The sequence below is a fragment of the Paenibacillus amylolyticus genome, assembly GCF_036894225.1.
Classification (GTDB): domain Bacteria; phylum Bacillota; class Bacilli; order Paenibacillales; family Paenibacillaceae; genus Paenibacillus; species Paenibacillus amylolyticus.
On sequence record NZ_CP145892.1, the window covers coordinates 4,571,380 to 4,597,450 of the forward strand.

Consider the following 26,071-nt stretch of genomic DNA (forward strand, 5'->3'; position numbering starts at 1 on the left):
AGAGATGTACACGTATATCGTTGTGGACGATGAACCCTTGATCCGCAAAGGTTTGTTGAAAAAAATCGGGACTTTTGAGCACTCGCTTGAACTCTTAGGCGAAGCAGATAACGGGGCAGATGCCTTGGCTTTGATTGAATCGTTCAAGCCGGACATTATCTTTACGGACATGCGCATGCCCGAGGTAGACGGCAAGCTGCTGATCAGGACAGTATGCCAGCAATATCCGCGTATCAAGTTAATTGTCATTAGCGGGCATACCAATTTTGATTATATGCAGGAGGCAATCTCTGCGAAAGTTGTAAATTACCTGCTGAAGCCTTTTAGCCGGGATGAGATCCACGGTACGCTTCACCAAGCCATCCAAGCCATCGAACAGGAGCGCTCTCTTCAGCGGGAAGTCGTTCTAAGAGAAGTAGAAACGGAGCAGATGAAAAGGGATGCAGACATGCAAGCCTTCCTGAATTATGTGCTGGCTCCCCATTCATCCATCAAAACACCTGTGTTCCGCTCTGCTGAATTTGCCGCCATCATGGCATCTGACCAGTTCATTTTATTGACGATTTATGGTCCTCAACCGCTTACAGCACAGCAACTACCTACCTTTTCGAATGGCCTGTACATTCCTCATCCACAAACGGATCAAGTACTGTTTTTCCTGATGCATGATCTGGATTGCTCAGGCCAGCTTGATTTGCAGAAAATGGCGGAACAAACTGCGAGTATCATTTTGACCAAATCCGAAACTACGGATTGTTGTGTGGGGATCAGCTTGCCTCATACAGGCATTGGTGGGGTCCAAGAAGCTCATCATCAAACGATCCTTGCGTTGGACGAACGAGCCATTACCGATTTTGGCAAATGTTACGTATTTTCACGGGAGCAATTTCCTTTACATCAACTGAAGTGGGCTCGAACATATGAACTGTTATTTTTTATAGAGAGCGGGAATGTGCCGAAGGTGGAAGAGCTCATCACCGATTTCTTTGCTTTCTACATACGCCAGCCTGACGCTTTGCTTGCCCACCTGAAAGAGCAGTGCAGAGACATTATCACGGAAACCAAACGGCTGCTGAGTAACTATATCCAGAACGGAGGTAACAGTAGCGCCTCTTCCAGCTTGGAGGCCGTCCTGAACGTCTCGTTCGATATGGAGTGCATTAGGCATTACATGGTAAAGGTGCTGACGGGAACAGCTCTTCTGCTTAAGGAAGACAACCCCTACGCATCAGATCAAGTGATCGACAACGTCAGGACATATATCGATAATCACTATACCAAGGATTTAACGCTGGAATGGGTATCGTCCCTGTTCTACCTGAACCCGAGTTACCTCAGTCATTTATTTAAAGAAAAGACATCCGAGAACTTCACTGATTACGTAAACAGACTACGGATTAGGCAAGCCAAGCAACTCTTAACGAGCACAGACGATAAAATCTACCGGGTTGCCAAACAGTTGGGTTACGACAATCCAAAATATTTTTTTCGGGTGTTTAAAAAATTGACCGGTTGGACTCCAGAGGAATACCGAAAGCAACACAAATCCTTCACCGCAAACAACAAGGAACCAGGCCATGTATGATGGCCCAGTTCCTTGTTTTCGTTGTTCTGGTTCTTAGTGATCATTCGGCAGGTACTGGCCTTCTTCCATCAGCCCATATTCCTTGAAGCTCGCAAGTACTAAGATGGTCGATTTAACCAACATAACATACTCAATGAAAATTTTGTTTTTGCGGTAACACAAGCAAGGTCATGGGTCATTTCGATAACTACAACCAATATTCAACCGAGTAATTACCACAAGGCTTGTCCCTGGTTATTCAATCAAAAGGGCGTTCCAAAAGTCATCTTCCTGACTTATGGAACGCCCCACCCACTAAAATTACTTCATAAACATTCGATGTAATTGGGTTTTGTAAAATATATCAATTTACACAACAACGGAGAGGACAGAAATAACCTAAAGAAGCGAAGCGTGCGCCTTTATCACCGGATTTTACCCTTGGAAAGGGTCAATCAGAAAATCCGGGGATAACAGCGCTCGGAAGGTTATTCTGTCATCGCAGTGCCCCCGTGTAAACAACGCTCTTTACCCCACCCAACATTACATCGAATCCCTACCTAAACATCCCCCACAGCTTAATCAAATGAAACGTATTGTTCGGATCAATCTTCTGTGCAAGCACAAAAGCAACAAACTGCTCCTCCTGCGCCGGAGAGAAATTCTCATTCATAATGACAGCGGAAGACTTGACCAACCTTCTGACCTTGGCCTTATCTTGCAGATCAGACTTGGTCACGCCATCAATCAACTTTTTGATACGCTCTTTGACAGCGGGATTTTTCATCTTTAATTTGATCCGCTCCACCAGCTGCGGACTAATTCCATATTGTTGATAACCCAAAACGCATAGCACCTCCCAAAAGAATGAACTCACTTCTTATTCATATGTCGGGAGGGCTTGTACACTTGTCTTTTTTTACAAAGGTAATACGAAAAACCCGCTATCAAGGCAAGCTTTAGTCAATCAGATCACCCTTGAATACTTGCTGTTGCTGTAGGAAATCACGCAGAGGTGCATAGTCCATGGAGGTCCAGAAAGTCGCATCCTCAATTAAGTGGGTCACGTCATCTCTGGCCTGTTCCAGCACAGCAAAATCGGCAACCATATCGGCAAGACGGAACTCGGGTAGTCCGCTCTGTTTGGTACCAAAGAAATCACCCGGACCCCGGAGATCCAGGTCACGCCGGGATACCTCGAATCCATCCTCCGTTTCTGTCATGACCTTCATCCGTTCCTGTCCAACCTCCGTCTTGGGATCAGCAATGAGTACACAATAGGAAGCATGCGCACCACGACCGACCCGACCACGAAGCTGATGCAGCTGGGAGAGACCGAAGCGGTCCGCGTCCATAATGACCATCAACGTGGCATTTGGCACATCGACCCCAACCTCGACAACGGTGGTGGAGACAAGCAACTGAATATCATTGCTATAGAAGTCCCGCATCATCTCTTCTTTCTCCGCAGCCGTCATCCGTCCATGCAGCAGACCTACACGATATTTTGGAAAGTTCTGCTGCATCTGCACATGCAGATCAATGGCATTTTGCACATCCAGTTTCTCCGACTCTTCAATGAGCGGACAGATTAGATAGGCCTGACGTCCCTGATCCACTTCTCTCGAGATAAAACCGAGCACCCGCTCCATCATATCGTGTTTGACCCAATACGTGGAGATGGGAATCCGTCCTTTCGGACGCTCTGAGATCGTGGATACCTCAATATCCCCAAAAGCTGTAATGGCCAGTGTCCGCGGAATAGGCGTTGCCGTCATCGTTAACACATCCGGATTATAACCTTTGCGTCGTAAAACGCTGCGCTGGTTCACCCCGAAGCGATGCTGCTCGTCCGTCACCACAAGACCCAGATCACGGAAGAAAACATCTTCCTGAATCAGGGCGTGTGTACCCACCACGATATCAATCATGCCCATTTGCAACGAGGCGATCAGATCTTTACGTTTGCGTCCATTTACACTGCCCGTTAACAGCCCTACGGTTACCCCAAACGGTTCAAACAGCTTTTGCAGTGACCGCATATGCTGCTCCGCCAGAATCTCTGTAGGCACCATCAGAGCCCCTTGGAACCCAGATCGAACAGTCGTGTATAGTGCAATTGCCGCAATAACCGTTTTACCCGACCCTACATCACCCTGCAATAACCGATTCATTGCATAGGGCGAACGCATATCATGCAGAATTTCAAGCTCCACCCTTTTCTGAGCATCTGTCAATTCAAAAGGTAAACTGCGTACAAACTCACGAATCGTCGTATTATCCGTGGTATGCACTACACCATCCATGCGATTTCGGTTGAGCGCACGATACGCCTGCATTTTCAACTGGAACAGAAACAGCTCTTCATACACCATCCGCTGTCTGGCCTGCTGACCTTCCCGGTTGTCCTGTGGACGATGAATTCCAGCAATCGCCTGTTTACGAGGCATCAAGCTGTATTTCTTCATCAAGGACTGAGGCAGAATCTCAGGAATCATATCTCCGAATTGAATTAATCCCTGATTGATCGTTTTCCGCATCCATTGTTGCGTCAGTTTGCCGGTTACCGAATATACAGGTTGCAGTGTACCTGAGCGCCCATCGCCTTTATCGGGGAACTCCGAGTCAGTCACGGTCATCTGCATGCGTTTTTGTTCCCATTTTCCCGTAATCACAATCTCCCGATTGGGTGTAAGTTGTTCTTTGAGGAAATGGCGATTGAACCAGGTGGCTGTAATCATCCACTCTTCCGTCATGATCTTACAGGTAAGACGGGACTTTTTACCGTATCGTTGTAATACAGGAATACCCATCACCTGTCCCTGGACCGTAATCTTGTCCCCATCCTTCACTTCACTAAGTGAACGCAGACGATAATCCTCGTAACGGAACGGATAATATTCAAGCAGGTCTTTAACAGTAGAGATGCCAAAGGCGTGAAGCTCTCCCTCTTTGAGAGCACTCACGCCGTTAATTTGCTTAACTGATATTTCTTCCAATTTCATGTCTAATCCCTCATTCCGGAACAGGCCACATAAAGATCGCAATGACACCAGGTCCAACATGACTGCCTATTACGGCTCCAATATTGGTATAGATCACTTCATTCAGTGTAAAATGACCCCGCAGCTGCTCTGCACAAGCGATCGCTGATCCCGGGTCAGCGGTATGACCTACCGCCAGGTTCACCCGTTTGCCTGCAAGATCCTTCTGGAACAGCTCAATAATGCGTGCCATTGCTTTTTTATGACCTCTGACTTTCTCAACTGCGTAGATAACGCCTTCTTCATCAATAGACAGGATCGGCTTAATGTTAAGCAACGTTCCCAAGATGGCTGAAGCTTTGCCAATCCGACCGCCCTTTTGCAGATACTCCAGAGTATCTACAAGAAAGAACAACTTGCGAGATTTTTGCATCCCTTCAATAGCAGCAGCGATTTCGACTGCTGACTTGCCCTGTTCGGCAAGTTCAGCAGCCTGTACCACCATTAGACCATATCCATAAGATGCTGACTTCGAATCCAGCACGGTGATGTCACCCTCACGCTCCAGCAAAGACTTGCCAAGCATGGCCGATTGATAGGTACCACTCATGCCGGATGACAGGTGGATCGATACAATCGGACGTTCCGGGTTCTCATCAAGAAGTGATTGGTACACATTCATGAAATCGGTTGGAGATGGCTGTGAAGTTGTTGGCAACACAGATACCTTCTTCAACTTTTCGTAGAACTGTTCCGAAGTCAGATCAACGCCATCTGCATAGGTCTCTTCACCGAACAGAACACGTAGCGGAACAATATGAATCCCGTATTTGCGAATGAGTTCTTCGGGAATATCTGCCGTACTGTCTGTTACTATCGTAACCTTGTGGCTCATGACTCTCCTCCTCTTCGCTAGAGTGCTATAAGTACATGTTCAAAAAGTCAACTAGAGACTTTTTGAACAACCTTTATTAGGACTCTACGGAGAACAAATAATAATACACAGGCTGTCCTCCAAGATGTACCTCTACCTCAGCATCAGGATACTGTACTTCAAGCCATGCAGCGAGGGCAGCAGTAACCTCAGGGTCAGCTTCGTCCCCTTCAAGGATTGTCACCACTTCATCTCCACTCTCCATCATCTGTTTGAGCAGACCTTCACATGCTTGAAGCATGGTTTCATCCGTCGCTACAATTTTGGAGTTATGAATACCGATATAGTGCCCCGCCTTAATATCTAATTCATCATATTGCGTATCACGAACCGCATGAGTCACTTGACCGGACTGTACCCGGCTGATGGCCTCCAACATTTGGTCACGGTTTGTTTCCGCAGACTCATCTTCTTGGAAAGCAAAAGCAGCAGCCATTCCCTGTGGAATGGTCTTGCTTGGAATAACCGTAATCCGGCGCTCATCTTCAAGCAATTCACGAGCCTGCTCGGCAGCCAGTACAATATTCGAGTTATTCGGGAGTATAAATACCTGCTCCGCAGCAATGGAACGAACGGCTTTTACAAAATCCTCAGTACTCGGATTCATCGTCTGTCCACCGGACAGAACAACATCAACGCCAAGACTTTGGAAAATCTCTGCAATACCGTCACCGGAGGATACCGCAATAAAACCATACGGTGCCATCTCATCTGCAGGAAGCACAGCCTCTTCCATACTGCGCGCTGCCTCAGGTGGAATCTCTGCAAACAATTCAGGTGATGGAGCAATGTCCATGCCTGCTGTCAGGAGATCCCGATGCTGTTCACGCATATTGAGAATATGAATCTGTGTAATCTCACCATAATGCAGCGCCAGGTTTAATACATCGCCTGGTGTCTTGGAATGGACATGAACTTTGATGACTTCATCATCGGCAATGATGATGATCGAATCCCCATTAACTGACAACGCTTTCCGGAATGCTTCGTCATCAAATGCCACTCCTGCGTTCTCTCCAAGCTCACGATTAATGAAGAATTCCATATCATACAGGAATTCAATATCTTCCGTTTCCAGTCTCGCCTGAGCAGACAATGGCATCTCCGGTGCAATCACCTGCTGTGCAGGCTTCTTGATATCCACTGCTGTCGGTGCAGCCGGTTTCAAAGCAGATGCTGCCACGGATGGGGTTACTTCTTTGTTCAGTGAAGTACGACTCCCTCCGTCACTTTGCAGCAATACTTCCATAAAGCCCTCGTAGATATATACAAGCCCCTGACCACCTGAATCCACAACACCAACCTGTTTTAGTACAGGCAGTAATTCCGGAGTCATTGCCAGTGCTTCTTTTGCTTTTAACAAAACTTCATTCATTAATTCAGTAATATCATTCGTCCGTCTTGCATAGTAGTTGGCATGTTTCGCCGCTTCCTTGGCTACGGTAAGAATGGTCCCTTCAACGGGCTTTACGACTGCTTTGTAAGCTGCGTCAACACCGTTCTGCAGGGCTGCTGCAAATTGGAGCGTATTCAGTTCCTCATAGGGAGCAGCTGAACGACTAAAACCACGGAACAATTGTGACAGAATAACTCCTGAATTCCCCCGTGCGCCCATAAGCAGGCCTTTCGATAGAATACCGGCAGCTTCGCCGATGGAGGCAGAACTTTTTCTTTTAATCTCTGCGACTCCTGCACTCATTGTCAAATTCATGTTCGTTCCCGTGTCACCATCCGGCACAGGGAAAACATTCAGGGAATTGACGTGCTCTGCATGCTGTCCAAGTTGTTCCGCTCCGGCAAGTACCATTGCGGTGAAATCTGTTCCATTTAAAGAACGTATACTCAAGTGAGAATTCCCCTTCCTAGCTTGATACACGAACACCTTGCACCAAGATGTGTCTGGTCTGTTCATGCGCTAACGCGGACTGCGTTATTCTTCGTCCATACCTTGTCCGGCACAGGCATACAATACAACATGTCAGCCGGATTAACGGTCTGGGCGGCCGGGCTACCAATATCCTGAACTCTCTGCACCCCTAACTTCGGGGCATACGGATATGCACCGGTATCAAGAGCCGGCATGAATGCCGCATGGAGACTGGTGCCAATGATGGAATGCCGCAGCTCACAGCGTTGCCAAAAAGCAGACCACCGACCTCTAAGTACGGTTTATTCTCCGACTTCCTCGCGGCAACAGCCTGTTCACCACTGTATTATGGACTACTCAACATTGTACTATATTAGACAGGAGAAATAAATAAAGTTTTTGGATCAGTTGACGAAGCTTTTTTAATTATGATATTATATTCAAGTATTGTTTTATGCAGGTTAAGTAATGGAAATGATCCGGTTCATGCCGGCTTAAACAACGCCATTAGCTACTGAAACCTGATCTTTATGATCAGGAAGAACAATTTAGTCCTTATGGAATGACTTTTCGTTTCTGAAGGCAACTGGTTATTTTAGGATAGGAGGTGTAATCTATGTCTCGCAAATGTTATGTGACAGGTAAGAAACCGGGCACCGGTAACCACGTATCCCACGCTAACAACCGTAACCGTCGTACTTGGGGCGTAAACGTTCAGAAGGTCCGCATTCTCGTTGACGGCAAACCAAAACGTGTATACGTAAGCACCCGTGCACTGAAAGCCGGTAAAGTGACTCGCGTATAATCACGCAAAGCTACTATAAATCGGGTAAGCAAAAAGCACCTTGTTCCTTGCAGGTGCTTTTTTGGTATTCAAAAAAGGGATTCTTGAATACGCTCATTAACATGTGAATGGCCGCCGCATGGCGCTTCGCAGGTACGAATTCCAGATAAGCCTGAGCCAAAGCGGCGGTATTCCCTGTTACCTTATCAATCGGATCAGTGCTTTTGAAACGTATTAAGAATCGCCTTTACAAACCCTCCCAAAAACTTCGGCAGTTTGAATGTGTAAAATTTCATAATTCACCCTCCCCATCATGCTCATGCGTCCGCCGTATCCTATGCTTCAGGCCTTCTTTACCTCAAACACGACAAAAAAGGCTACATGAGAAACCTGCTCATGTAACCATATTTATGCGGAACCTTCGATCCCTATTCCACAATGACAAGCCCGAAGATCAGGTCATTTACGTTTGGACAGGAATATATTGATAGGCAGCGATCATGAAAACACTCAGTAAATAATACAGTATGCCGAAAATGACAAAAGTAACCCGATGTCCCGTACGATCAAATTTGCGGAAATACATAATAACAACGCCTACCCCGATTAATGACGTAATAGCATTAAACGGGGATTGAATAACCGCAAACAAAGCAAGCACAAGTCCCGTCACGAGACTCGCAGCCATCGTCCACAGTGTCTCCTTGAGGTTCATAGATCAGCCTCCGTAGCTACGGCGTATTTCAGTAATCGCAGCAGCACGATCCTCACGGCCAAATACGGCACTCCCAGCAACGAGCACATCTGCTCCAGCTTCCACCACAAGCGGGGCTGTATCGGCAGCAATTCCGCCATCTACTTCGATATGTACATCATGGCGTCCCTTTTCGTTTAACCAGGTACGAATCTGCTTGATTTTGTTCATGGTACCCGAGATAAATGCCTGTCCGCCAAAGCCAGGATTGACCGTCATGACAAGAACCATGTCCACATCATCCAGAACTTCGAGAATGGCAGATGCTGGCGTTCCTGGATTAAGGGCAACTCCTGCCTTCACTCCTTGCTCCTTAATTAGATGAATAACGCGGTGCAAATGCACACAAGCCTCAGCATGAACGGTAATTACCGCTGCACCCGCTTTGGCAAATTCCTCAACATAACGCTCCGGATTCTCAATCATCAAATGCACATCGAGCGGCAAGCTTGTATGTGGAGCGATTGCCTTCACAATCGCAGGTCCAAGCGTAATATTAGGGACGAAATGACCGTCCATAACGTCAACATGAATCCAGTCTCCTCCTGCAGCTTGAGCTTCTGCAACTTCCGCACCAAGGCGGGCAAAATCAGCTGATAATATCGATGGGGCAATTTTAATCATGTTAATACCTCCGCTTCTTATCTTTCATTTCGTTCAGGAACAGCACATAGTGCTGATATCGGCTTTCGGAGATCAAACCTTCCTCCTTGGCCGCAAGCACACGACAGCCTGGTTCATGTGTATGGGTACAACCTCGGAATTTGCACTGATCTGCAAACTGGGCGAATTCGCGGAAACAAGTGGAGAGTTCCTCCACACCGATCTCCAGAAAGTCCAGTTGGCTGAATCCTGGCGTATCTGCAACAAATCCACCATTATCCAACGGAATAAGCTCCACGTGCCTGGTGGTGTGTTTCCCTCGTCCTAGACGCATGCTGATCGCATTTGTCTCCAGCGTCAGGCCCGGCATCAATGCATTTAACATCGAAGACTTGCCTACACCGGATTGTCCGGAGAATACGCTGATCTTACCAGCCAGACGGTCTCTGAGCAATTCACTGCCTTCACCGGTACGTGAACTTGTGGAGATCACTTCATAACCAACCTGCTCATACAATGCTTTCACTTCAGCAACAGTGTCTTTGGCTGGATCAGCCAAATCAAGTTTGGTCAACACAATGAGTGCATCCAGCCCCGCCTGCTCGATATGAACAAGGAACTTGTCCAACAGGTTCAGGTTCATATCCGGTTCCTTCACAGAAAACACGAGAACAGCCAAACTTACATTGGCTACAGGAGGACGGATAAGTTCCGTCTCACGCTTCCGAATTTCATCAACCGTTCCTTCTCCGTTCTCAGTCAACATGTAGCTGACGCGATCACCTACAAGCGGTGATGTTCCCCGCTTTCTGAAGATACCTCTGGCTCGACATTGAACGGCGGAACCTTCAACCGAAGGAACCCCGTTGTCTTCCACTGGCATGACATAATAGTAACCGCTTAGCGCTTTAACGATGATACCTTCTGGCATAGCTCCGACGCCCTCCTTTAGATGGTGGTACATTTACTCCAGACGCCAGCATAAGCCGCCCTTATGGACGGCTTGATGCGTTAATGACTTCCTTTTTCTTCTCTTTTTCCTTGCCGTGCCCCTTACCATTATTCATGGCAGAAGTGTCCTCATCTACGCTTTCACCCTCACCGTCTGCCGGTGTGGACTCAGGTTCACCTTCCTGATTGGAATCAACACTTCCCTCATCAACGCTACCTTCACCTGGATCAGGCTCATTTTCTGGCGGCGTCTCAGTGCTTTGTTCCGGGTCAATGGAAGGTACGTTTACTGTTCCGTTTTTGGCTTCACTGTAGGAGACAAGATACGTATCCAGGAACTGTCCATCACGATAGACGGACACAGCCCCATTTTCATTTGGAGCGAGTACAAGTGGAATGGTCAAGATCTGGGTTGAGTTCACGGTGCGAGTTCCCCATTCCTGATTCTTGCCACGTGCATCTTCATATGTGATACGGATTTTACTGTTTTTGCCCTCTTCTTTGGGTGATACATTGATATCAAAAGGATATTGCAGCGCTTCAGGTGGATACCCTGTGCTGATAAAGATTGTAATCTTATCGCCAGGACTCACATCTGCGCCCGCTTCCACAGGCCATTGCTGCGTCACTTTGCCCTTTTCTACCGTATAACTTTGTTCTTCCTGTACCTGAGCAAGCTCAAGTCCAGCAGATTTAAGTTTTTCTTCGGCTTCACTGCGGGTAAGATTTTTCAGATCAGGCATTTTGACCGTTTCAGTGCCTTTACTTACGGTTAACTCAATCTGAACTGTCTCTGGATCAAATTCCTCATTGACACCCGGTGTCTGGGAAATAACAGAACCTGAAGCCACATCATTGGAGAACTCGTCTTTCCGCTGAATCTGATCTTCCTTAATGCCAAGCGCAGTCAACTTCTTGACAGCCTCATCATAAGTTACTTGTTTGACATCAATCATCTTTAAAAGTTCTTTTTCTGCACCAACACTGATCTGGACCTCGGAACCTTCTTTGACAACATCGCCTTCTTTTCTGCTCTGTTCATAGACGATACCGGGTTCGACACCTTCCTGATACAAACGGATGACCTCATCACTGACGACGAGTCCTTTCTCCTCAAGCATTTCCCGAGCTTTTTCTTCCGTCTGGGTGATCACGTTAGGCACGGTTACTTCAGGTACAACCAGCATACCCTTGACATACCATACAACGCCCACCATGGCGATTAGAATAAGAACGGTTAATGAGATGAGTAGAGCTGGCTTCTTCCAACTCTTCGATTTTGCCTTACCCTTGCCAGTTTCTTCGTTAGACTCCATCACTGGCACCGCACCCGTCGATGTAACTCCGCGCGGTTCAGGCTTGATGGCTGGCATAACGCGAGTCTGATCTATATCATCCTCATCCGGAAAATCAATCTTCGTTTCATTACGTCTCTCCGGCATCAGGCAAGTTTCCAGATCGGTCTGCATTTCTTTGGCCGACTGATAACGTTCCTGCGGATTTTTACGCATGGATTTTAAGATGACATTTTCTACACTTTGCGGAATCAATGGATTGAATTTGCGTGGTTCATCGAACTCTTCCTGCAAATGCTTCAATGCCACACTGATTGGACTTTCACCCAGAAACGGAAGTTGCCCGGTAAGCATCTGGTAAAGTACGATCCCAAGAGAATATAAGTCCGATTTTTCACCAGTAACGATGCCTTTGGCATGCTCCGGTGAGAAATAATGTACAGAACCAACTACAGAACCCGTCTGCGTAATCGTTGTAGATGTAACGGCACGGGCAATCCCGAAATCCGTTACTTTCACGCGGCCATTCCGGCCAATTAATATATTGTGGGGTTTGATATCCCGATGAATGATTTGATTATGATGTGCATGATCAAGAGCATCTGCAATCTGGGAAGCGATTCGCACCGATTCGTCCACCTGCAGAGGGGCGCGTTCTTTAATAATTTCATTCAAGTTTTTGCCTTCCACGTACTCCATGACAATATAATGAACGTCATCTTCCTGCCCCACGTCATAAATGCTAACTACATTCGGATGAGACAGCGATGCTGCCGACTGTGCTTCCCTGCGGAAACGGCGAATAAACTCTTCGTCATGCACAAACTGTTGTCTAAGGACTTTGATCGCTACATTCCGGTTCAACAGAAGATCCTGGGCTTTGTACACAAGAGCCATGCCGCCACCGCCGACACGCTCAATCACTTCATAGCGTCCGCCTAGTTGGTGCCCAATCATGACTCACACCCCGTTTCCGTATCCACGGAACCTTCCCTCTGCAACTCGAACAAAGCAAGCGTGATGTTGTCGTCTCCCCCAGCAAGTAAAGCCAACTGAAGCAGTCGGTCTGCACGATCTTCCAATGCCAGTTCCAGATTGCCGGCAACCTGAATAATCTGCTCATTGCTGACCAGGTTACTGAGACCATCACTGCACAGTAGAAGAACTTCGCCTTCCTCCAGCTTGACGGTATCCAGATCTACCTTCACCTCGGCATCTGTTCCAAGCGCACGAGTTAGTACGTTGCGACGTGGATGATGGGACACATCCTCTTTGCTAATCTGACCATTTTTGAACAATTCATTCACCAGTGTATGGTCCTCGGTTAGCTGGATCACAGCTTTGTTCGCAATTTTGTAGGCTCTGCTATCACCGATGTGTCCAATAACACCTTCCGTATCGTTCAATAAAGCCGCAACCACCGTTGTTCCCATGTTGTGATACTTGTCATCTGTTGATGCCGTGCGGAAGATAACTTCGTTGGCATGCAAAATAGCATCGCTGAGAGCCGCAGACAGAGACGCATGTGACAGACCTGGTTCCAGTGTTCCCAGATCTTTCACCAACGTCTCTACTGCCAAGCGGCTTGCCGTATCCCCTGCAAGATGTCCACCCATGCCATCGGCAACAATACCCAGAATATATCCTGTATCGAGATTACGAATCCAGGCTGAATCTTCATTCACCGAACGCACTCGTCCGATATGGCTCACATGAACTGTTTTGATCAAAACGTTCTCACCTCAACTCCATATGCTTTGCACGAAGCTGACCGCAAGCGGCAGCAATATCATGTCCCTGTTCACGACGAATGGTTACATTAACACCCTGTTCCGAGAGAATCTTCTGAAAATTGAAAATGTCGCTTCTCGATGTTCTTACATATTTGCGTTCAGGTACATGGTTAACCGGAATCAGATTCACGTGGCACAACATGTTCTTAAGCACACTTGCCAGTTCTGCTGCATGCTCTGGCTGGTCGTTTACCCCACCAATAAGTGCATACTCGAACGTAATTCTCCGACCTGTTTTGGCCAGATAATAACGAAGGGACTCCATCACGTCTTCAAAAGGAAAACGACGGTTAACCGGCATCAATTTCGAACGCAGTGCATCATTTGGTGCATGGATCGAAATGGCGAGGTTAATCTGTGTATCTTCATCTGCAAACTTGTAGATGTTCGGAACGATTCCGCTCGTGGATACCGTGATGTGACGCTGACCGATGTTCAGCCCTTTTTCATGAATCATAATGCGCAGGAAAGTCATCGTAGCTTCATAGTTTTCGAAAGGTTCACCCGAACCCATGATTACGATGCTGCTGACACGCTCGCCCCGTTCATCCAGAATTTTCTGAGCCTGCACAACCTGGGCAACAATCTCCCCAGCCGTAAGGTTACGCTTGAGTCCACCCAATGTGGATGCACAGAACGTACAACCAATACGACAACCAACCTGTGTGGTTACACAGATGCTGTTCCCGTAGTTATGCTTCATAATTACTGTCTCAATGGCATGATCATCATGAAGACCAAAGAGGAATTTAACCGTTCCATCCTTGGATTCAAACTTGGTAATTTCCTTAAGCGTTACGAATTCAAATTGCTCTGTCAGTTTTTCACGCAATGGCTTGGACAGATTGGTCATTTCACTGAAATCATTCACGCGTTTTACATAAATCCAGTCAAAGATTTGGCCACCGCGAAACGCCGGCTCCCCATTCTCAACAGCCCATTGCTGCAGTTGTTCCAGAGAATAATCATATATAAAAGGTTTCATTTTGTTGTCAACACCTATTCCTTCTTTTCTTTTCGTTGGCTTCCTTCTTTTCGTTCCATTCGTCCTATTCTATCACAAAGACCACGTTACATCCATGTATACCCTTGATATCTGTACTTCATGCATTATAACATCTCAATGCCGCCATCGCACCCTGTCATCACATTCTCTGACAATTATATCGAAGTCCCATCACAAAGAAATCCGCCGAAGTTCCCCTCGGCGGTCATACTTCCGTGCTCTATTAAACTGTTATTCCACTGTTTTTGTCAACCGTGCGATGAAAAATCCGTCACTGTGAGCGTATTGTGGCAAAATCTGAATACCACCGTTCACAACCTTCAAGTTCGCTGTCTCCGATTCAGACCAGACGGATGCTTCTGCTGGGCTGTATTCCGGATGTCGATTCAAGAAGTCTGCAACCATATCCTCATTCTCAGCAGGCTCAATCGTACACGTGCTATACACCAGAATACCACCTGGTTTTAACAACGGCGCAACATGATCAAGCAATTCACGCTGCAAGCCTGCGATATCTTCGATATCTTTTACGGTTTTGGTCCATTTCACATCAGGCTTGCGGCGAATAACACCCAGACCTGAACATGGTGCATCCAGCAAAATGCGGTCAAACGACGCTTCCGGATACCGTTCATTCAGGTCTAGCGCATCTCCAGTTACAGCATCGATACAAGTCAGACCGAGACGCTCCGCCTGATCCAGGATCAGCTGGCGCTTGTGAGCATGTACATCATTCGCGACAATACGACCGCGATCCTGCATTTTCTCAGCCATGTGAGCTGTTTTACCACCTGGAGCTGCGCAACAATCCAATACAAGTTGGTCTACTTCTGGCGCAACTGCTTCAGCGACAAGCATGGAACTTTCGTCCTGTACAGAGAACAACCCGTCCCGATACCAGGACGTTAGAGCCATGTTTCCGCCACTACGTACAAGAATTCCATCGGAACTCAGCTGAGAAGCTTCAACGACTGCACCTGTACTGGTCATCTCATGCATCAGTTTCTCCCGTGTGGTCATTGTTGTGTTGACCCGGACACTCACCGCTGGCGGCTCATTATTCGCACGACAGATCGCCTCCGCTGTCTCTTCGCCGTACTGGGCAATCCAGCGTTCAACCATCCATAACGGGTGGGAATGCTCCAGTGAAATACGTTCTGCAGCGGGCAGATGTTCTGGAATACGAAGTTCATCCCGATTGCGGATCATATTGCGGAGCACTCCATTCACCATACCCGAGATTCCCTGATGGCCCAGTTTCTTCGCCAGATTAACCGCTTCGCTCACCACGGCATGCTCCGGAATACGATCCAGGTATATCATCTGATAGACGCTGATTCGCAGCAGGCTACGAACCCATGGTTGCAGTTTGGATACTCCTTTGGCGACGTAACGTTCCAGAAAATAATCAAGTGTATTCAATCTGGCGATTGTTCCATACACCAATTCGGTAGCTAGTCCAGCATCTGCGGGGCTTAAATCCGCCTCTTTCAGACGGCGGTTCAACTCCAGATTACTGTATGCTCCATCTTGCTCAACAGCACTCAGAACCTTGACTGCCAATGTACGAGCAGATGTTTTGGGTTGCTGGGAGCGCGATGCACCACCCGATTTACCCGAATTCGGACGACGGTTTCCTTCACGTCCGGATGAATTCCCATTAGCTTGCTGGCCTTTTCCTGACGAACGACCTGGTATATTACCGCTCATCGCAGCACCGTTCCAGGTTTCAGTGTACCACCACGAGCAAAGTCAGCGGCCTGCATCACCTTTTTACCTGCTGGCTGCACTTCAGTCAACCAGAGAGACCCATTACCTGTGCGGACTTCAATCCCTGCCTTATTCAATTGCAGCACCGTTCCCGGCTCTGCTTGTCCAGCATCCGAAGAAGTTTCCAGGTCCACGTGATTGGGGTTAGACGCAGCCCAAATTTTAAAGACTTGATCATCCCACATCGTAAATGCACCGGAGAACGGCACAAGACCACGAATCTGATTGAACAGTTCACGTGAAGTACGACTCCAGTCCATTTTCTCGTCATCCCGAGTCAGATTGCGAGCATATGAAGCCTCGGCATCATCCTGAGGGACCGCTGTTGTCTCGCCTGCAATCAATCGTGGCATTTCTGCCTGAAGCAGTTTGGAACCAGCCTCACTTAATTTATCAAACATCGATCCTGATGTATCTTCATCCGTAATTGGCAGTTCCACACGCGAGATCATATCTCCGGTGTCCAGGCCTTCAGCCATATACATCAATGTGACTCCTGTCACGGATTCCCCGTTAATAATGGAACGTTGAATCGGTGCTCCTCCCCGATATTTCGGTAAAAGAGAGCCATGCACGTTCACACAACCGCGAACAGGCATATCCAGCACGGCTTTGGGCAGAATCTGTCCAAAGGCCGCGGTTACGATCAGATCCGGCTTCCATTCAGCCAAGCGGGCTACCGCTTCCGGATCACGCAATTTAACAGGTTGAAACACCGGCAGACCGTGGCGTTCTGCCGCGGCCTTAACCGGTGTTGGCGTAAGTACTTTTTTGCGTCCCTGTGGTTTATCAGGCTGAGTCACCACACCCACCACATTGTATCCCTCTGCCATCAGCATATCGAGAGAAGGAACTGCAAATTCAGGTGTTCCCATAAAAACAATATTCAAATCGATCACTCCTTAATTACGACGCGGTCCCGTTTGATCGGCTGCAATTTCATACACTTTCTCGGCGACATCCGTAAAGAGTACGCCATCCAGATGATCAATCTCATGCTGGAATGCACGGGACAGCAAGCCACTACCCGTAATAATCAGCTCTTTACCTTCACGATCCAGACCTTTAACTGTAACGGTCTCGAAACGGCGAACATCACCATTAATTCCAGGGATACTCAGACAACCTTCAGGTCCAAATTGTTCTCCCTCACTTGCAATGATCTCCGGGTTAATCATCTTGATCAGCCCTTGCTCATCACCTGCGTCGATAACAATCAGACGTTTCAAAATACCGACCTGTGGCGCAGCAAGACCCACACCTTCCGCATCGTACATGGTATCAGCCATATCATCCAGCAATTTTTGTACATTTGGTGTAATTTTGGTTACTTCTTTGGCTCTCTTGTGGAGCACCTCATCTGGTTCTTGCACGATAATGCGAATCGACATGTTGTAAGCACCTTCCTAATCCTCATCATAATTTCAGGACGATATCTGTATTTTTGGGGTATTCATTTTAATCTATGTTTATACCGCTTGTTTACATCCGCATTGCTGCAAAATGCTTACATTAACATTTGCGGGTCTACATCCAGACTAATAAGCAATTTTTGCGCCTGAACATCATCGTCCATGCGCCGGGCCGTAGCCAGAGCGAGTCCTATGGCGTCTACATCCCCCCGCCATTTTATCATACATTGGAATCTGTATCTATTCTTGATCCGAGGAATCGGAGACGCTACCGGCCCCAGTACATCAAAGGCATCATTGCTGAATCGATCCAGACTGCCGAGCCATCCAGCCGCATTAGCCTTCTCTTTCAGTATTCGCGTATAGTTCTCGGCAAGACGAATCAATACCGGAAGTTGCTCATGCGAAAAGGTCACCAGAATCAGGCGACAGTATGGCGGATATTGCAAATTGCGACGGTGCAGCAATTCCTCACGTACAAACGACACATAGTCATGCTGACTCGCATGGCCAATGGAGTAGTGTTCCGGCGTATAGGACTGAACAAACACCTCACCAGGCAATTGGTGCCGACCCGCTCGGCCAGCTACCTGTGTTAGCAACTGAAACGTTTTTTCCGCAGCACGGAAATCAGGTAAATTCAACGCTGAGTCCGCTGTTATCACGCCAACCAGGGTTACATCCGGGAAATCAAGACCCTTCGCAACCATCTGGGTGCCCAGCAATACATCCGCCTTTTTCTCACGAAACTGTTTCAGTAGCTTCTCGTGAGCCCCTTTTTCCGTTGTTGTATCCACATCCATCCGAATGACCCGAATACCCGGGAAGAGCTTGGCAAGCTCTTCCTCGACTCGCTGTGTACCTGTACCAAAGTATCGAATATGCTCACTTCCACAGTCCGGACACACTTCCGGAGCCGCTTCCGCATACCCGCAGTAATGACAACGGAGATTATTCGAGCGCTGATGATACGTCAATGAAATATCACATTCAGGACAACCTGCCACATATCCACAACTTCGGCACATAACAAAGGTCGAATATCCACGGCGATTCAGCAGAAGCACCGTCTGTTCACCACGCTCCAAGCGTTCCTCCAGCCCTTTGTGCAAAGCCCTGCTGAACATGGAGCGGTTGCCATCCTTCAACTCTTCACGCATATCAACGATCCGCACTTCAGGCAGCTTGTTACCCAGTGCTCGCGTTGGCATCTCCAGTAAGAGTGGTGCAAAATCATCATTACTCTGCGAGCGTGCAGCGTAATAACTTTCCAGCGAAGGTGTCGCTGAACCCAGAACAACCACCGCCTGATGCTGCTGTGCTCTTTTTACCGCTACATCACGAGCATGATATTTCGGAGTTTCCTCCTGTTTGTAGGAAGTCTCGTGTTCTTCATCCATAATAATCAACCCAAGCCGACTGAATGGAGCAAATACAGCTGAACGCGCCCCAATTGCAACCTTCACCTGACCCTCACGAATCTTGCGCCATTCATCATAACGTTCACCGCCAGACAGACGACTGTGCATAACAGCAACTTGGTCTCCAAATCGCCCTTTAAAACGTTCTACCATCTGTGGTGTGAGTGCAATCTCGGGCACCAGTACGATAGCCTGCCGATCCTGTTCGATGCATTGTTGAATGGTTTGAAGATAGACTTCCGTCTTGCCACTTCCCGTAACACCATGTAACAAAAATACCCCATGACGTTGTTCCTGCAATCGGCCATTGATATTGTCGTAGACAAGTTTTTGCTCATCAGTCAGAACCAGCGGTTCAGTCGCTTTAAACTTCCTGCCCTGGTAAGGGTCACGAAAGACCTCAACGTCCTCGGTGACGATTAATCCCTTTTCCTCAAGCCCTTTAATCGTTGCGGCCGATACCTGTAGTGTAGATAACACTTCTTTCATCGGCATGGGCAGCAGTTCTTTCATTTCCAGCAAAAAAGCCAGAATCTCCTTCTGCCGCTGTGCTTTCGCCGGGAATGAAGCAAGTGCTTCCTGAGCAGCAGCAATATCTACAGCCAGATCAACGGACTTCATCGTTTTTTTATTTAACTTGTCCTTGATGGCCTGACTTTCCAGCAGTACACCACCAAGCAATAATTTCTTAATTAGTGCAGCATGATTGGGATATTTTCGACTCAGTTGTTGCAGCGGTACCTGACCCCGACTTTTGACAAAACGGATGATATCCTGCTGTACTTTCTCAGTCGTAGACTCTTCTCCCCAAACAAATAACACCTCATCATCCGGTTGTGCACCCGCCATCTGTCCATCAAGTGCATCTCCCAGCGAGATGTATCGCTCTGCTTTACCTTTCAATGCCGTCGGCACCATGACCTGTAATGACAAAATCCGGTTACTGGCATAACGTCCACTCATCCATTCGGCCAACTCAACCAAATCCTTTGACAACGGGGGAACAATGTCCAGTAACTCCTGAATCTGCTTAAGCTTGAATGTTTCCTCTCCGGTACGCGGCACAAGATCAATCACGAATCCCTGCACCGTCCGATGACCAAAAGGCACACCCACCCGGCTGCCAATCTCGATCCATTCTCTCATCGATTCAGGTACCAGGTAATCAAACGGCCGATCTGTTTCCTTCACGGGAACATCGACTATGACCTTGGCAATCTCCATATCCTAATTCCTCCCGGCAATGCGCTCCGCCGCAATCTGGAGCAACCGATGAGCCACATCGTCCTTGGCCATCACTGGAAGCTCCTCCACCAAACCTTCCCGGTCATAGATATGTACCGCGTTGGTGTCTGTTCCAAATCCTGCACCCGTGCGGGTTACATCATTGGCTACGATCAGATCACAGTTTTTCCGTTCCAATTTCTCACGTGCATACATCTCAACTGACTGAGTCTCCGCAGCAAAACCAATCAAAAACTGATGGGTTTTCTGTTTGCCCAGTGTTTCAAGAATATCTATATTTTTAATAAGTTCGAGCGACAGCGTGTCGCCTTTCTTCTTGATCTTCTCGGTGTAAACTTCCTTTGGACGATAATCGGCAACTGCCGCCGCCTTAACCACGATATCAGCATCGTCCCACTCGCGTGTTACCGCTTCATACATATCCTGTGCAGACTGTACAGGGATCAACTCCACGTTCTCCGGTGGCTTGGCTTGGGTACTGCCCATAACCAATTTCACATCTGCCCCCAGATCACGCGCAGCTGCGGCTATGGCAAATCCCATTTTTCCAGATGAATCGTTCGTAATGTATCGTACTGGGTCAATACGCTCAATCGTACCTCCAGCCGTAACGACAACCTTCTTACCTTGTAACAGTGAAGCTTGTCCTTGCCGGGCACGGTCTGCAGACTCGCGCTGTTCGAAGAAACGTTCCACCACATCCACAATGCTCTCCGGTTCTTCCAGACGTCCCTTGCCCACATATCCACACGCAAGCAAACCTTCACCCGGTTCAATCATCATGGCGCCCCGTTCAACAAGCAGGTTCATATTATGCTTTACAGCTGGATGATCATACATATGTACATTCATCGCTGGTGCAATCATGACAGGGGCTGTCGTCGCAAGAAGAGTTGTTGAGAGCATATCATCTGCCATGCCATGCGCCATCTTGGCAATCACATTGGCTGTTGCCGGAGCAACCAGAACAAGATCAGCCAGATCGGCCAGATGAATATGAGATACGACTGCTGGCTCACGCTCATCAAATGTATCGGTGTATACGGTGTTTCGGGTCAACGTTTGCAGCGTCAATTCGGTAATAAACTGTGTAGCGGAAGCTGTCATAATCACATGAACATCCGCTCCCTTTTGCACCAGTCTGCTGCATAATGTTGCCGCTTTGTAAGCGGCTATGCCGCCAGTCACACCAAGCACGATTTTTTTACCGTTCAACATGTTTATTTCCCCCGATATTTATACGACGTCTAGGGCGCGTCTGAAAACTCCGAAGGAAGCAGATTTTCCCGAATTTTCGTTCCAAGCAAGGAAGTTTTCCGCAGGCGTGCCGGGGCACGTCAAGGGAAAGTGACGCAGCAGGGGGCGAAAAGGCGGTAAAAGATGCACTTCAGCGAGTTTTGAGACACGTCCTAAGTAAGATTCCGTTAAAATATGCTTATTCGTAAAAAAATAACAACCTCGCGGTTGTCAATTAATCCGGCTTACGCCGTATGCAGTTGAAGAGCAGCCGCAGGCGGCTTACTCTTCTTCTTCGTCCTGTCCTTTGATGACAACGAGCAGGTCTCCATAGATTTCTTCCAGTGCAACGCCAACTTGTTTATGGGATCTCGCACCTCTTAAATCCGTTTTTTCACCTTCACGTAGCTGTCTAGCCCGGCGGGAAGCAGCAACAACAAGGGAATACTTGCTGTCGACTTTGTTCATCATTTCATCAATAGAAGGATACAGCATATTAACAAACACCTCTTCGCATTAGTATAATCACAAGTTGCCGCCTGACAGAACTGATGTGGCATGTCTTCACACCCGGGCATTCCGAGAAGGAGTGCTTCAGTATATGATATGACAACTGCCCCACTTATATCGCATTCTGCAGCGGCAAAAGGGATTATTTATTGATCTTACAATGTTCGGCGATTATGATGCTTTCTATTCTCTTGCACGCCAAATCAATTTCATCATTAACAACAGCGTAATCATACTGCTCCAGCAGACTGATCTCATCAACCGCCACAGACATCCGGTGATCAATGGTCGCTTGGCTTTCGGTACCACGGCCCTGAATGCGATCTTTCAGCTCGTCCAATGAAGGAGGAAGCAGGAAAACAAAGATCCCTTCCGGGAATTTCTCTTTCACTTTTAACGCGCCTTGAACCTCAATCTCCAGAATGATGTCGCGGCCTTCGTTAATCGTTTTCTCTACAAAATCACGCGGTGTTCCGTAATAATTACCAACATACTCCGCATGTTCCAACAATTGATCTTCAGCAATCATGTTCTGGAACTCTTCATGACTTCTGAAGAAATAGTTCACACCATGTTCTTCACCAAGACGAGGCTGACGGGTTGTTGCCGATACGGAATAGATCAATTCCGGCACCCGTTTGCGCAAAGCGCTGCATACAGTACCCTTCCCGACCCCAGATGGGCCGGACAACACTACCAGTAATCCCTTAGACATATTACACTCCATTTTATTCGTCGTTATCATCATCTTTCGAAGAAAGACGATGGGCGACCGTCTCAGGCTGAACTGCAGACAAAATGACATGATCGCTATCCGTAATAATTACGGCACGAGTACGTCTTCCGTACGTTGCATCAATCAGCATGTGACGATCTCTTGCCTCTTGTATAATTCTCTTGATCGGCGCCGATTCCGGACTCACGATGGATATAATCCGGTTCGCCGATACGATGTTACCGAATCCAATGTTAATGAGTTTGATTGCCATAATCAGGTTCTTCCCCCTATACATGCGACTCTTTTGCCGAAATGTGGCCGTTCATTCGATATTCGCAGCTTGCTCACGAATCTTCTCCAGCTCCGCCTTCATCTCGACAACACGATTCACCAGAGCCAAATGGTTGGCTTTTGATCCAATCGTATTGACTTCCCGATTCATCTCTTGAATTAGAAAGTCCAACTTACGACCTACGGGCTCATCACTCTTCAGCAGTTCCCTGCTCTGTCCAAAGTGACTCTGTAGACGCGTAAGCTCCTCTTCTATGTTAGAACGATCGGCAAACATTGCAATTTCCATACCCAATTTATGCTCATCAAAAGGGAAAGAGCCTTCTTCCTGCATTTCCGTAAGCCTTTGTCTTAGCTTGTTGCGATAATCACTTACCACAGTCGGTGCAAGATCAAGCATTTCGGTATGCAGTGACTCCAGACGGGTAATCCGCCGTTCCAGATCACTGGCCAGATGAAGACCCTCGCGAGCGCGCATCTGTTCAAGGCTGGACAGAGCCTCTTTCAATCCTTCCTGCAGAACTCGCTCCCATTCGTCCTTCTGCTCTTCGGGAATGGAACTTGTCCCATCCGAATGAACCATGACGTCTGGCAGCCCAAGCATATCCACAATACTTGGTTTGCCCTGCAATCCATATTGGGTCTCCAGTTGCTCTGCAGCCTGCAGATAGGCCCTGACCGTCTGTTCATTCAGAACAGCGGGAAGAGCCTGGTCTTCCTCTTTTTCTTTCATTACATAAACATCAATCCGCCCACGTTTCAAACGACTCTGTACGATCTTCCTCAAACCGTCTTCATAATACGTCCACTCTCTTGGCAGACGCATCATCACTTCGCAATAACGATGATTAACAGATTTGATCTCTAATTGTACCTTATAGCCGCCAAAATGAAAGGCGGATTGACCGTATCCGGTCATACTGAATGACATCGGCATCACATCCGTTTTACTATTGTAATTGATTATTAGGGTTGAAACAAGTAGGACATTGATGCTCCGACTTCTCCCATACGTATTGAGTCAGTTCGGCCGTCATGCCGTAGAACATAAACGGTGTCATGAGATAGATGCCTTTGAAATGCGCTGTTGCTACGTCCAGCAGTTCTTTGGCAATTTTTACTCCCATCGCACGGCCTTCTTCGCCTTCCAGACCTGCCATACGGGAACGCACTTGATCCGAAAGCTGGATCCCGGGAACCTCGTTGTGTAGATACTCTGCATTCCGTCCACTCGCTAGCGGCATTACACCTACAAAAATGGGCACATCCAGATGTTTGGTCGCTTCGTGCATTGCTACAATCAACTCAGGATCATAGATCGGTTGTGTCATGATGTAATCAGCGCCAGAGGCAATCTTCTTCTCCAGACGTTGTACAGCTTTCTCCAAATATTTCACATTAGGATTAAATGCCGCTCCGATGACAAAACCAGCTTTTTGCTTCAGCGGTTTACCTGAGAAAGCCACTCCATCGTTCAACTGTTTGATCATGCGTATGATTTCAAAAGAAGTCAGATCGTATACCGAGCTTGAACCCGGCAGATCGCCAAATCTTGCAGGATCTCCTGTTACAGCCAGTACATGATTAATACTCAAAGCATCAAACCCCATCATGTGGGACTGCGTTCCAATCAGATTCCGGTCACGGCAAGCAATATGCACCAGTGGACGAAGGCCCGTGCGATCCTGAACGAGGTGACCCAGCGCCATGTTGCTCATGCGTGTAACCGCGAGTGAATTATCTGCCAGTGTCAGGGCATCGGCTCCGGCTGCTTTCAGTGTCTCGGCACCTTTCATGAACTTGGCAATGTCCAAGTCACGTGGCGGGTCAAGTTCAACGATAACGGTGTGACGATGCTTGACCAGATCAACGATCGTAGGCTGTCCGCCACGTCCGGAACGCTCATCCACATTTTCATGCAACACAATACGCGGTTTGGATTCTGACGGATCAGGCTCCAGAATAGGCGAAGGCACATAGTCAGCAAGCGCCTCTTTCATAGCGGTGATATGATCAGGTGTCGTACCACAGCAACCACCGATAATACGAGCGCCCAGTTCAGCAAATTGCACTGCCGTCTGACCAAAGTACTCCGGAGTCGCACCATAACGGAACTCACCATCTACATAATCTGCTGCACCCGCATTCGGGTAGACGGACATTGGAATACCAATTCGTCCCGAGACGGTTTCCATGGCACGCATAATCCCGTTTGGACCTGAGCGACAGTTAAATCCAATGACATCCGCGCCCTGCTCCCGCATAATCCGGAAGGCTTCAGGCATTGTATATCCGTCCAGTGTGTGTCCTACATCCTCTACCGCGAACTGTCCAATTACGGGCAGATCACTTAGCTTGCGCGCTTGCAAAAGGGCAATATCCATTTCCTCGATATCATAGAAGGTCTCAAGCAAAATGCCATCCACGCCTTCATCTAGCAGTGCAGAGATCTGTTGTTGATAAAAGCGTTTCAGTTCACTCGTTGACACGTTTGTCCGCTTGCCACCTCGAATGGAACCAACTGCACCAAGCACATAACCGGTATCTCCAGCTACCTCTTTGGCAATGCGTACACCGGCACGGTTCACGTCCTCCACCTTGGACTCCAGACCGAACTTGGACAACTTGTCGTAATTGGCAGAATACGTATTTGTTTCAAATATTTCTGTACCTGCATCCCGATAACTGCGATGTACATCCGCCACTACTTCAGGTGAAATCAAGTTTAATTCTTCATATGAAATCCCCACCGGGAACCCCATTTGGTACAGAAATGTTCCCATGGCCCCATCTCCAACGAGAACCCGTTCCTGCATAACTTTCCGCAAATCCGCCTTCATCCCATTTCCCCCCGCCTAGCTGTGATCATTTACATACTAATGTAACACAAAAAACGCTAAAAAACGAAGAAAAACACAGGTTTTTAATGAGTA

Annotated in this window: 24 protein-coding genes; 2 read left to right on the forward strand and 22 right to left on the reverse strand. The window is 47.7% G+C overall.

The window, feature by feature from the left end; all coding sequences use genetic code 11:
• Positions 1–4 precede the first annotated feature (4 nt).
• Positions 5–1,585, forward strand: a complete 1,581-nt coding sequence (locus V6668_RS20305; protein ID WP_338706537.1) for a response regulator transcription factor — start codon at positions 5–7, stop codon at positions 1,583–1,585.
• 535 nt (positions 1,586–2,120) lie between these two features.
• Here the strand turns inward: V6668_RS20305 and V6668_RS20310 are convergent.
• The 5 genes from V6668_RS20310 to V6668_RS20330 all read right to left on the reverse strand — a co-directional run bounded on the left by V6668_RS20310 (position 2,121) and on the right by V6668_RS20330 (position 7,564).
• A complete protein-coding gene (locus V6668_RS20310) occupies positions 2,121–2,408 on the reverse strand; it encodes a stage VI sporulation protein F (RefSeq protein ID WP_036614589.1) in 288 nt (95 codons plus the stop codon).
• Between the two features lie 115 nt (positions 2,409–2,523).
• The gene (gene recG / locus V6668_RS20315; RefSeq protein ID WP_338706538.1) at positions 2,524–4,569 is read right to left on the reverse strand and encodes an ATP-dependent DNA helicase RecG; all 2,046 of its coding nucleotides are present in this window, start codon (positions 4,567–4,569) and stop codon (positions 2,524–2,526) included.
• Between the two features lie 10 nt (positions 4,570–4,579).
• Positions 4,580–5,443 (reverse strand): DegV family protein, encoded by an 864-nt coding sequence (locus V6668_RS20320; protein ID WP_047843678.1) that lies wholly within the window; start codon positions 5,441–5,443, stop codon positions 4,580–4,582.
• 76 nt (positions 5,444–5,519) lie between these two features.
• Positions 5,520–7,328 (reverse strand): DAK2 domain-containing protein, encoded by a 1,809-nt coding sequence (locus V6668_RS20325; protein WP_338706539.1) that lies wholly within the window; start codon positions 7,326–7,328, stop codon positions 5,520–5,522.
• Between the two features lie 62 nt (positions 7,329–7,390).
• On the reverse strand, positions 7,391–7,564 hold the full coding sequence (locus tag V6668_RS20330; RefSeq protein WP_155985128.1) for a hypothetical protein: 174 nt from the start codon (positions 7,562–7,564) through the stop codon (positions 7,391–7,393).
• 401 nt (positions 7,565–7,965) lie between these two features.
• Here V6668_RS20330 and rpmB point away from each other — a divergent pair, with 401 nt between their 5' ends.
• Positions 7,966–8,154, forward strand: coding sequence for a 50S ribosomal protein L28 (gene rpmB / locus V6668_RS20335; RefSeq protein WP_017687459.1), 189 nt, complete (start codon positions 7,966–7,968; stop codon positions 8,152–8,154).
• A gap of 194 nt (positions 8,155–8,348) precedes the next feature.
• Here the strand turns inward: rpmB and spoVM are convergent, their stop codons facing one another.
• From spoVM to V6668_RS20420, 17 genes are all read right to left on the reverse strand, one after another.
• Positions 8,349–8,429, reverse strand: a complete 81-nt coding sequence (gene spoVM, locus V6668_RS20340; RefSeq protein ID WP_017687458.1) for a stage V sporulation protein SpoVM — start codon at positions 8,427–8,429, stop codon at positions 8,349–8,351.
• A gap of 167 nt (positions 8,430–8,596) precedes the next feature.
• Positions 8,597–8,848: a hypothetical protein gene (locus V6668_RS20345; protein ID WP_036674901.1), complete on the reverse strand. Its 252-nt coding sequence runs from the start codon at positions 8,846–8,848 to the stop codon at positions 8,597–8,599.
• Positions 8,849–8,851: 3 nt separating this feature from the next.
• Positions 8,852–9,511 carry a ribulose-phosphate 3-epimerase gene (gene rpe / locus V6668_RS20350; RefSeq protein WP_017687456.1) on the reverse strand — a complete coding sequence of 220 codons (660 nt, stop codon included), beginning with the start codon at positions 9,509–9,511 and terminating at the stop codon, positions 8,852–8,854.
• A gap of 1 nt (position 9,512) precedes the next feature.
• The gene (gene rsgA, locus V6668_RS20355) at positions 9,513–10,421 is read right to left on the reverse strand and encodes a ribosome small subunit-dependent GTPase A (RefSeq protein ID WP_076328024.1); all 909 of its coding nucleotides are present in this window, start codon (positions 10,419–10,421) and stop codon (positions 9,513–9,515) included.
• A 61-nt stretch (positions 10,422–10,482) separates the two neighbouring features.
• Positions 10,483–12,693 (reverse strand): Stk1 family PASTA domain-containing Ser/Thr kinase, encoded by a 2,211-nt coding sequence (pknB, locus tag V6668_RS20360; RefSeq protein WP_036674900.1) that lies wholly within the window; start codon positions 12,691–12,693, stop codon positions 10,483–10,485.
• Positions 12,690–13,466 carry a Stp1/IreP family PP2C-type Ser/Thr phosphatase gene (locus V6668_RS20365; protein ID WP_017687453.1) on the reverse strand — a complete coding sequence of 259 codons (777 nt, stop codon included), beginning with the start codon at positions 13,464–13,466 and terminating at the stop codon, positions 12,690–12,692. Before V6668_RS20365 ends, pknB begins: the two co-directional genes overlap by 4 nt.
• 7 nt (positions 13,467–13,473) lie before the next feature.
• The gene (rlmN, locus tag V6668_RS20370; RefSeq protein WP_036614609.1) at positions 13,474–14,514 is read right to left on the reverse strand and encodes a 23S rRNA (adenine(2503)-C(2))-methyltransferase RlmN; all 1,041 of its coding nucleotides are present in this window, start codon (positions 14,512–14,514) and stop codon (positions 13,474–13,476) included.
• 252 nt (positions 14,515–14,766) lie between these two features.
• Entirely contained in the window at positions 14,767–16,245 is a 1,479-nt protein-coding gene (gene rsmB, locus V6668_RS20375; protein ID WP_338706540.1) for a 16S rRNA (cytosine(967)-C(5))-methyltransferase RsmB, read from the reverse strand.
• The gene (fmt, locus tag V6668_RS20380) at positions 16,242–17,195 is read right to left on the reverse strand and encodes a methionyl-tRNA formyltransferase (RefSeq protein WP_338706541.1); all 954 of its coding nucleotides are present in this window, start codon (positions 17,193–17,195) and stop codon (positions 16,242–16,244) included. Before fmt ends, rsmB begins: the two co-directional genes overlap by 4 nt.
• A gap of 12 nt (positions 17,196–17,207) precedes the next feature.
• Positions 17,208–17,696: a peptide deformylase gene (gene def / locus V6668_RS20385; RefSeq protein ID WP_017687449.1), complete on the reverse strand. Its 489-nt coding sequence runs from the start codon at positions 17,694–17,696 to the stop codon at positions 17,208–17,210.
• Positions 17,697–17,812: 116 nt separating this feature from the next.
• The gene (gene priA, locus V6668_RS20390; RefSeq protein ID WP_338706542.1) at positions 17,813–20,362 is read right to left on the reverse strand and encodes a primosomal protein N'; all 2,550 of its coding nucleotides are present in this window, start codon (positions 20,360–20,362) and stop codon (positions 17,813–17,815) included.
• A gap of 3 nt (positions 20,363–20,365) precedes the next feature.
• Complete coding sequence (gene coaBC, locus V6668_RS20395; protein ID WP_338706543.1) at positions 20,366–21,601, reverse strand: bifunctional phosphopantothenoylcysteine decarboxylase/phosphopantothenate--cysteine ligase CoaBC; 1,236 nt, start codon at positions 21,599–21,601, stop codon at positions 20,366–20,368.
• A 300-nt stretch (positions 21,602–21,901) separates the two neighbouring features.
• On the reverse strand, positions 21,902–22,114 hold the full coding sequence (gene rpoZ, locus V6668_RS20400) for a DNA-directed RNA polymerase subunit omega (protein WP_036614619.1): 213 nt from the start codon (positions 22,112–22,114) through the stop codon (positions 21,902–21,904).
• Positions 22,115–22,271: 157 nt separating this feature from the next.
• A complete protein-coding gene (gmk, locus tag V6668_RS20405; RefSeq protein ID WP_017687445.1) occupies positions 22,272–22,844 on the reverse strand; it encodes a guanylate kinase in 573 nt (190 codons plus the stop codon).
• 13 nt (positions 22,845–22,857) lie between these two features.
• The gene (remA, locus tag V6668_RS20410) at positions 22,858–23,118 is read right to left on the reverse strand and encodes an extracellular matrix/biofilm regulator RemA (protein WP_006209218.1); all 261 of its coding nucleotides are present in this window, start codon (positions 23,116–23,118) and stop codon (positions 22,858–22,860) included.
• Between the two features lie 51 nt (positions 23,119–23,169).
• Positions 23,170–24,069 (reverse strand): YicC/YloC family endoribonuclease, encoded by a 900-nt coding sequence (locus V6668_RS20415; protein WP_036614623.1) that lies wholly within the window; start codon positions 24,067–24,069, stop codon positions 23,170–23,172.
• 19 nt (positions 24,070–24,088) lie between these two features.
• Complete coding sequence (locus tag V6668_RS20420) at positions 24,089–25,978, reverse strand: bifunctional homocysteine S-methyltransferase/methylenetetrahydrofolate reductase (RefSeq protein ID WP_036614629.1); 1,890 nt, start codon at positions 25,976–25,978, stop codon at positions 24,089–24,091.
• Between the last annotated feature and the right edge of the window lie 93 nt (positions 25,979–26,071).

Coding starts and splice junctions, on each gene's coding strand:
- V6668_RS20305 (WP_338706537.1), top strand. CDS start 5: ATGTACACGTATATCGTTGTGGACGATGAACCCTTGATCCGCAAAGGT.
- rlmN (WP_036614609.1), bottom strand. CDS start 14,514: ATGAAACCTTTTATATATGATTATTCTCTGGAACAACTGCAGCAATGG.
- V6668_RS20415 (WP_036614623.1), bottom strand. CDS start 24,069: ATGTCATTCAGTATGACCGGATACGGTCAATCCGCCTTTCATTTTGGC.
- pknB (WP_036674900.1), bottom strand. CDS start 12,693: ATGATTGGGCACCAACTAGGCGGACGCTATGAAGTGATTGAGCGTGTC.
- rsmB (WP_338706540.1), bottom strand. CDS start 16,245: ATGAGCGGTAATATACCAGGTCGTTCGTCAGGAAAAGGCCAGCAAGCT.
- V6668_RS20345 (WP_036674901.1), bottom strand. CDS start 8,848: ATGAACCTCAAGGAGACACTGTGGACGATGGCTGCGAGTCTCGTGACG.
- V6668_RS20330 (WP_155985128.1), bottom strand. CDS start 7,564: ATGCCGGCTCTTGATACCGGTGCATATCCGTATGCCCCGAAGTTAGGG.
- gmk (WP_017687445.1), bottom strand. CDS start 22,844: ATGTCTAAGGGATTACTGGTAGTGTTGTCCGGCCCATCTGGGGTCGGG.
- coaBC (WP_338706543.1), bottom strand. CDS start 21,601: ATGTTGAACGGTAAAAAAATCGTGCTTGGTGTGACTGGCGGCATAGCC.
- spoVM (WP_017687458.1), bottom strand. CDS start 8,429: ATGAAATTTTACACATTCAAACTGCCGAAGTTTTTGGGAGGGTTTGTA.
- rpe (WP_017687456.1), bottom strand. CDS start 9,511: ATGATTAAAATTGCCCCATCGATATTATCAGCTGATTTTGCCCGCCTT.
- rpmB (WP_017687459.1), top strand. CDS start 7,966: ATGTCTCGCAAATGTTATGTGACAGGTAAGAAACCGGGCACCGGTAAC.
- rsgA (WP_076328024.1), bottom strand. CDS start 10,421: ATGCCAGAAGGTATCATCGTTAAAGCGCTAAGCGGTTACTATTATGTC.
- recG (WP_338706538.1), bottom strand. CDS start 4,569: ATGAAATTGGAAGAAATATCAGTTAAGCAAATTAACGGCGTGAGTGCT.
- remA (WP_006209218.1), bottom strand. CDS start 23,118: ATGGCAATCAAACTCATTAACATTGGATTCGGTAACATCGTATCGGCG.
- V6668_RS20320 (WP_047843678.1), bottom strand. CDS start 5,443: ATGAGCCACAAGGTTACGATAGTAACAGACAGTACGGCAGATATTCCC.
- rpoZ (WP_036614619.1), bottom strand. CDS start 22,114: ATGCTGTATCCTTCTATTGATGAAATGATGAACAAAGTCGACAGCAAG.
- def (WP_017687449.1), bottom strand. CDS start 17,696: ATGTCGATTCGCATTATCGTGCAAGAACCAGATGAGGTGCTCCACAAG.
- priA (WP_338706542.1), bottom strand. CDS start 20,362: ATGGAGATTGCCAAGGTCATAGTCGATGTTCCCGTGAAGGAAACAGAT.
- V6668_RS20420 (WP_036614629.1), bottom strand. CDS start 25,978: ATGAAGGCGGATTTGCGGAAAGTTATGCAGGAACGGGTTCTCGTTGGA.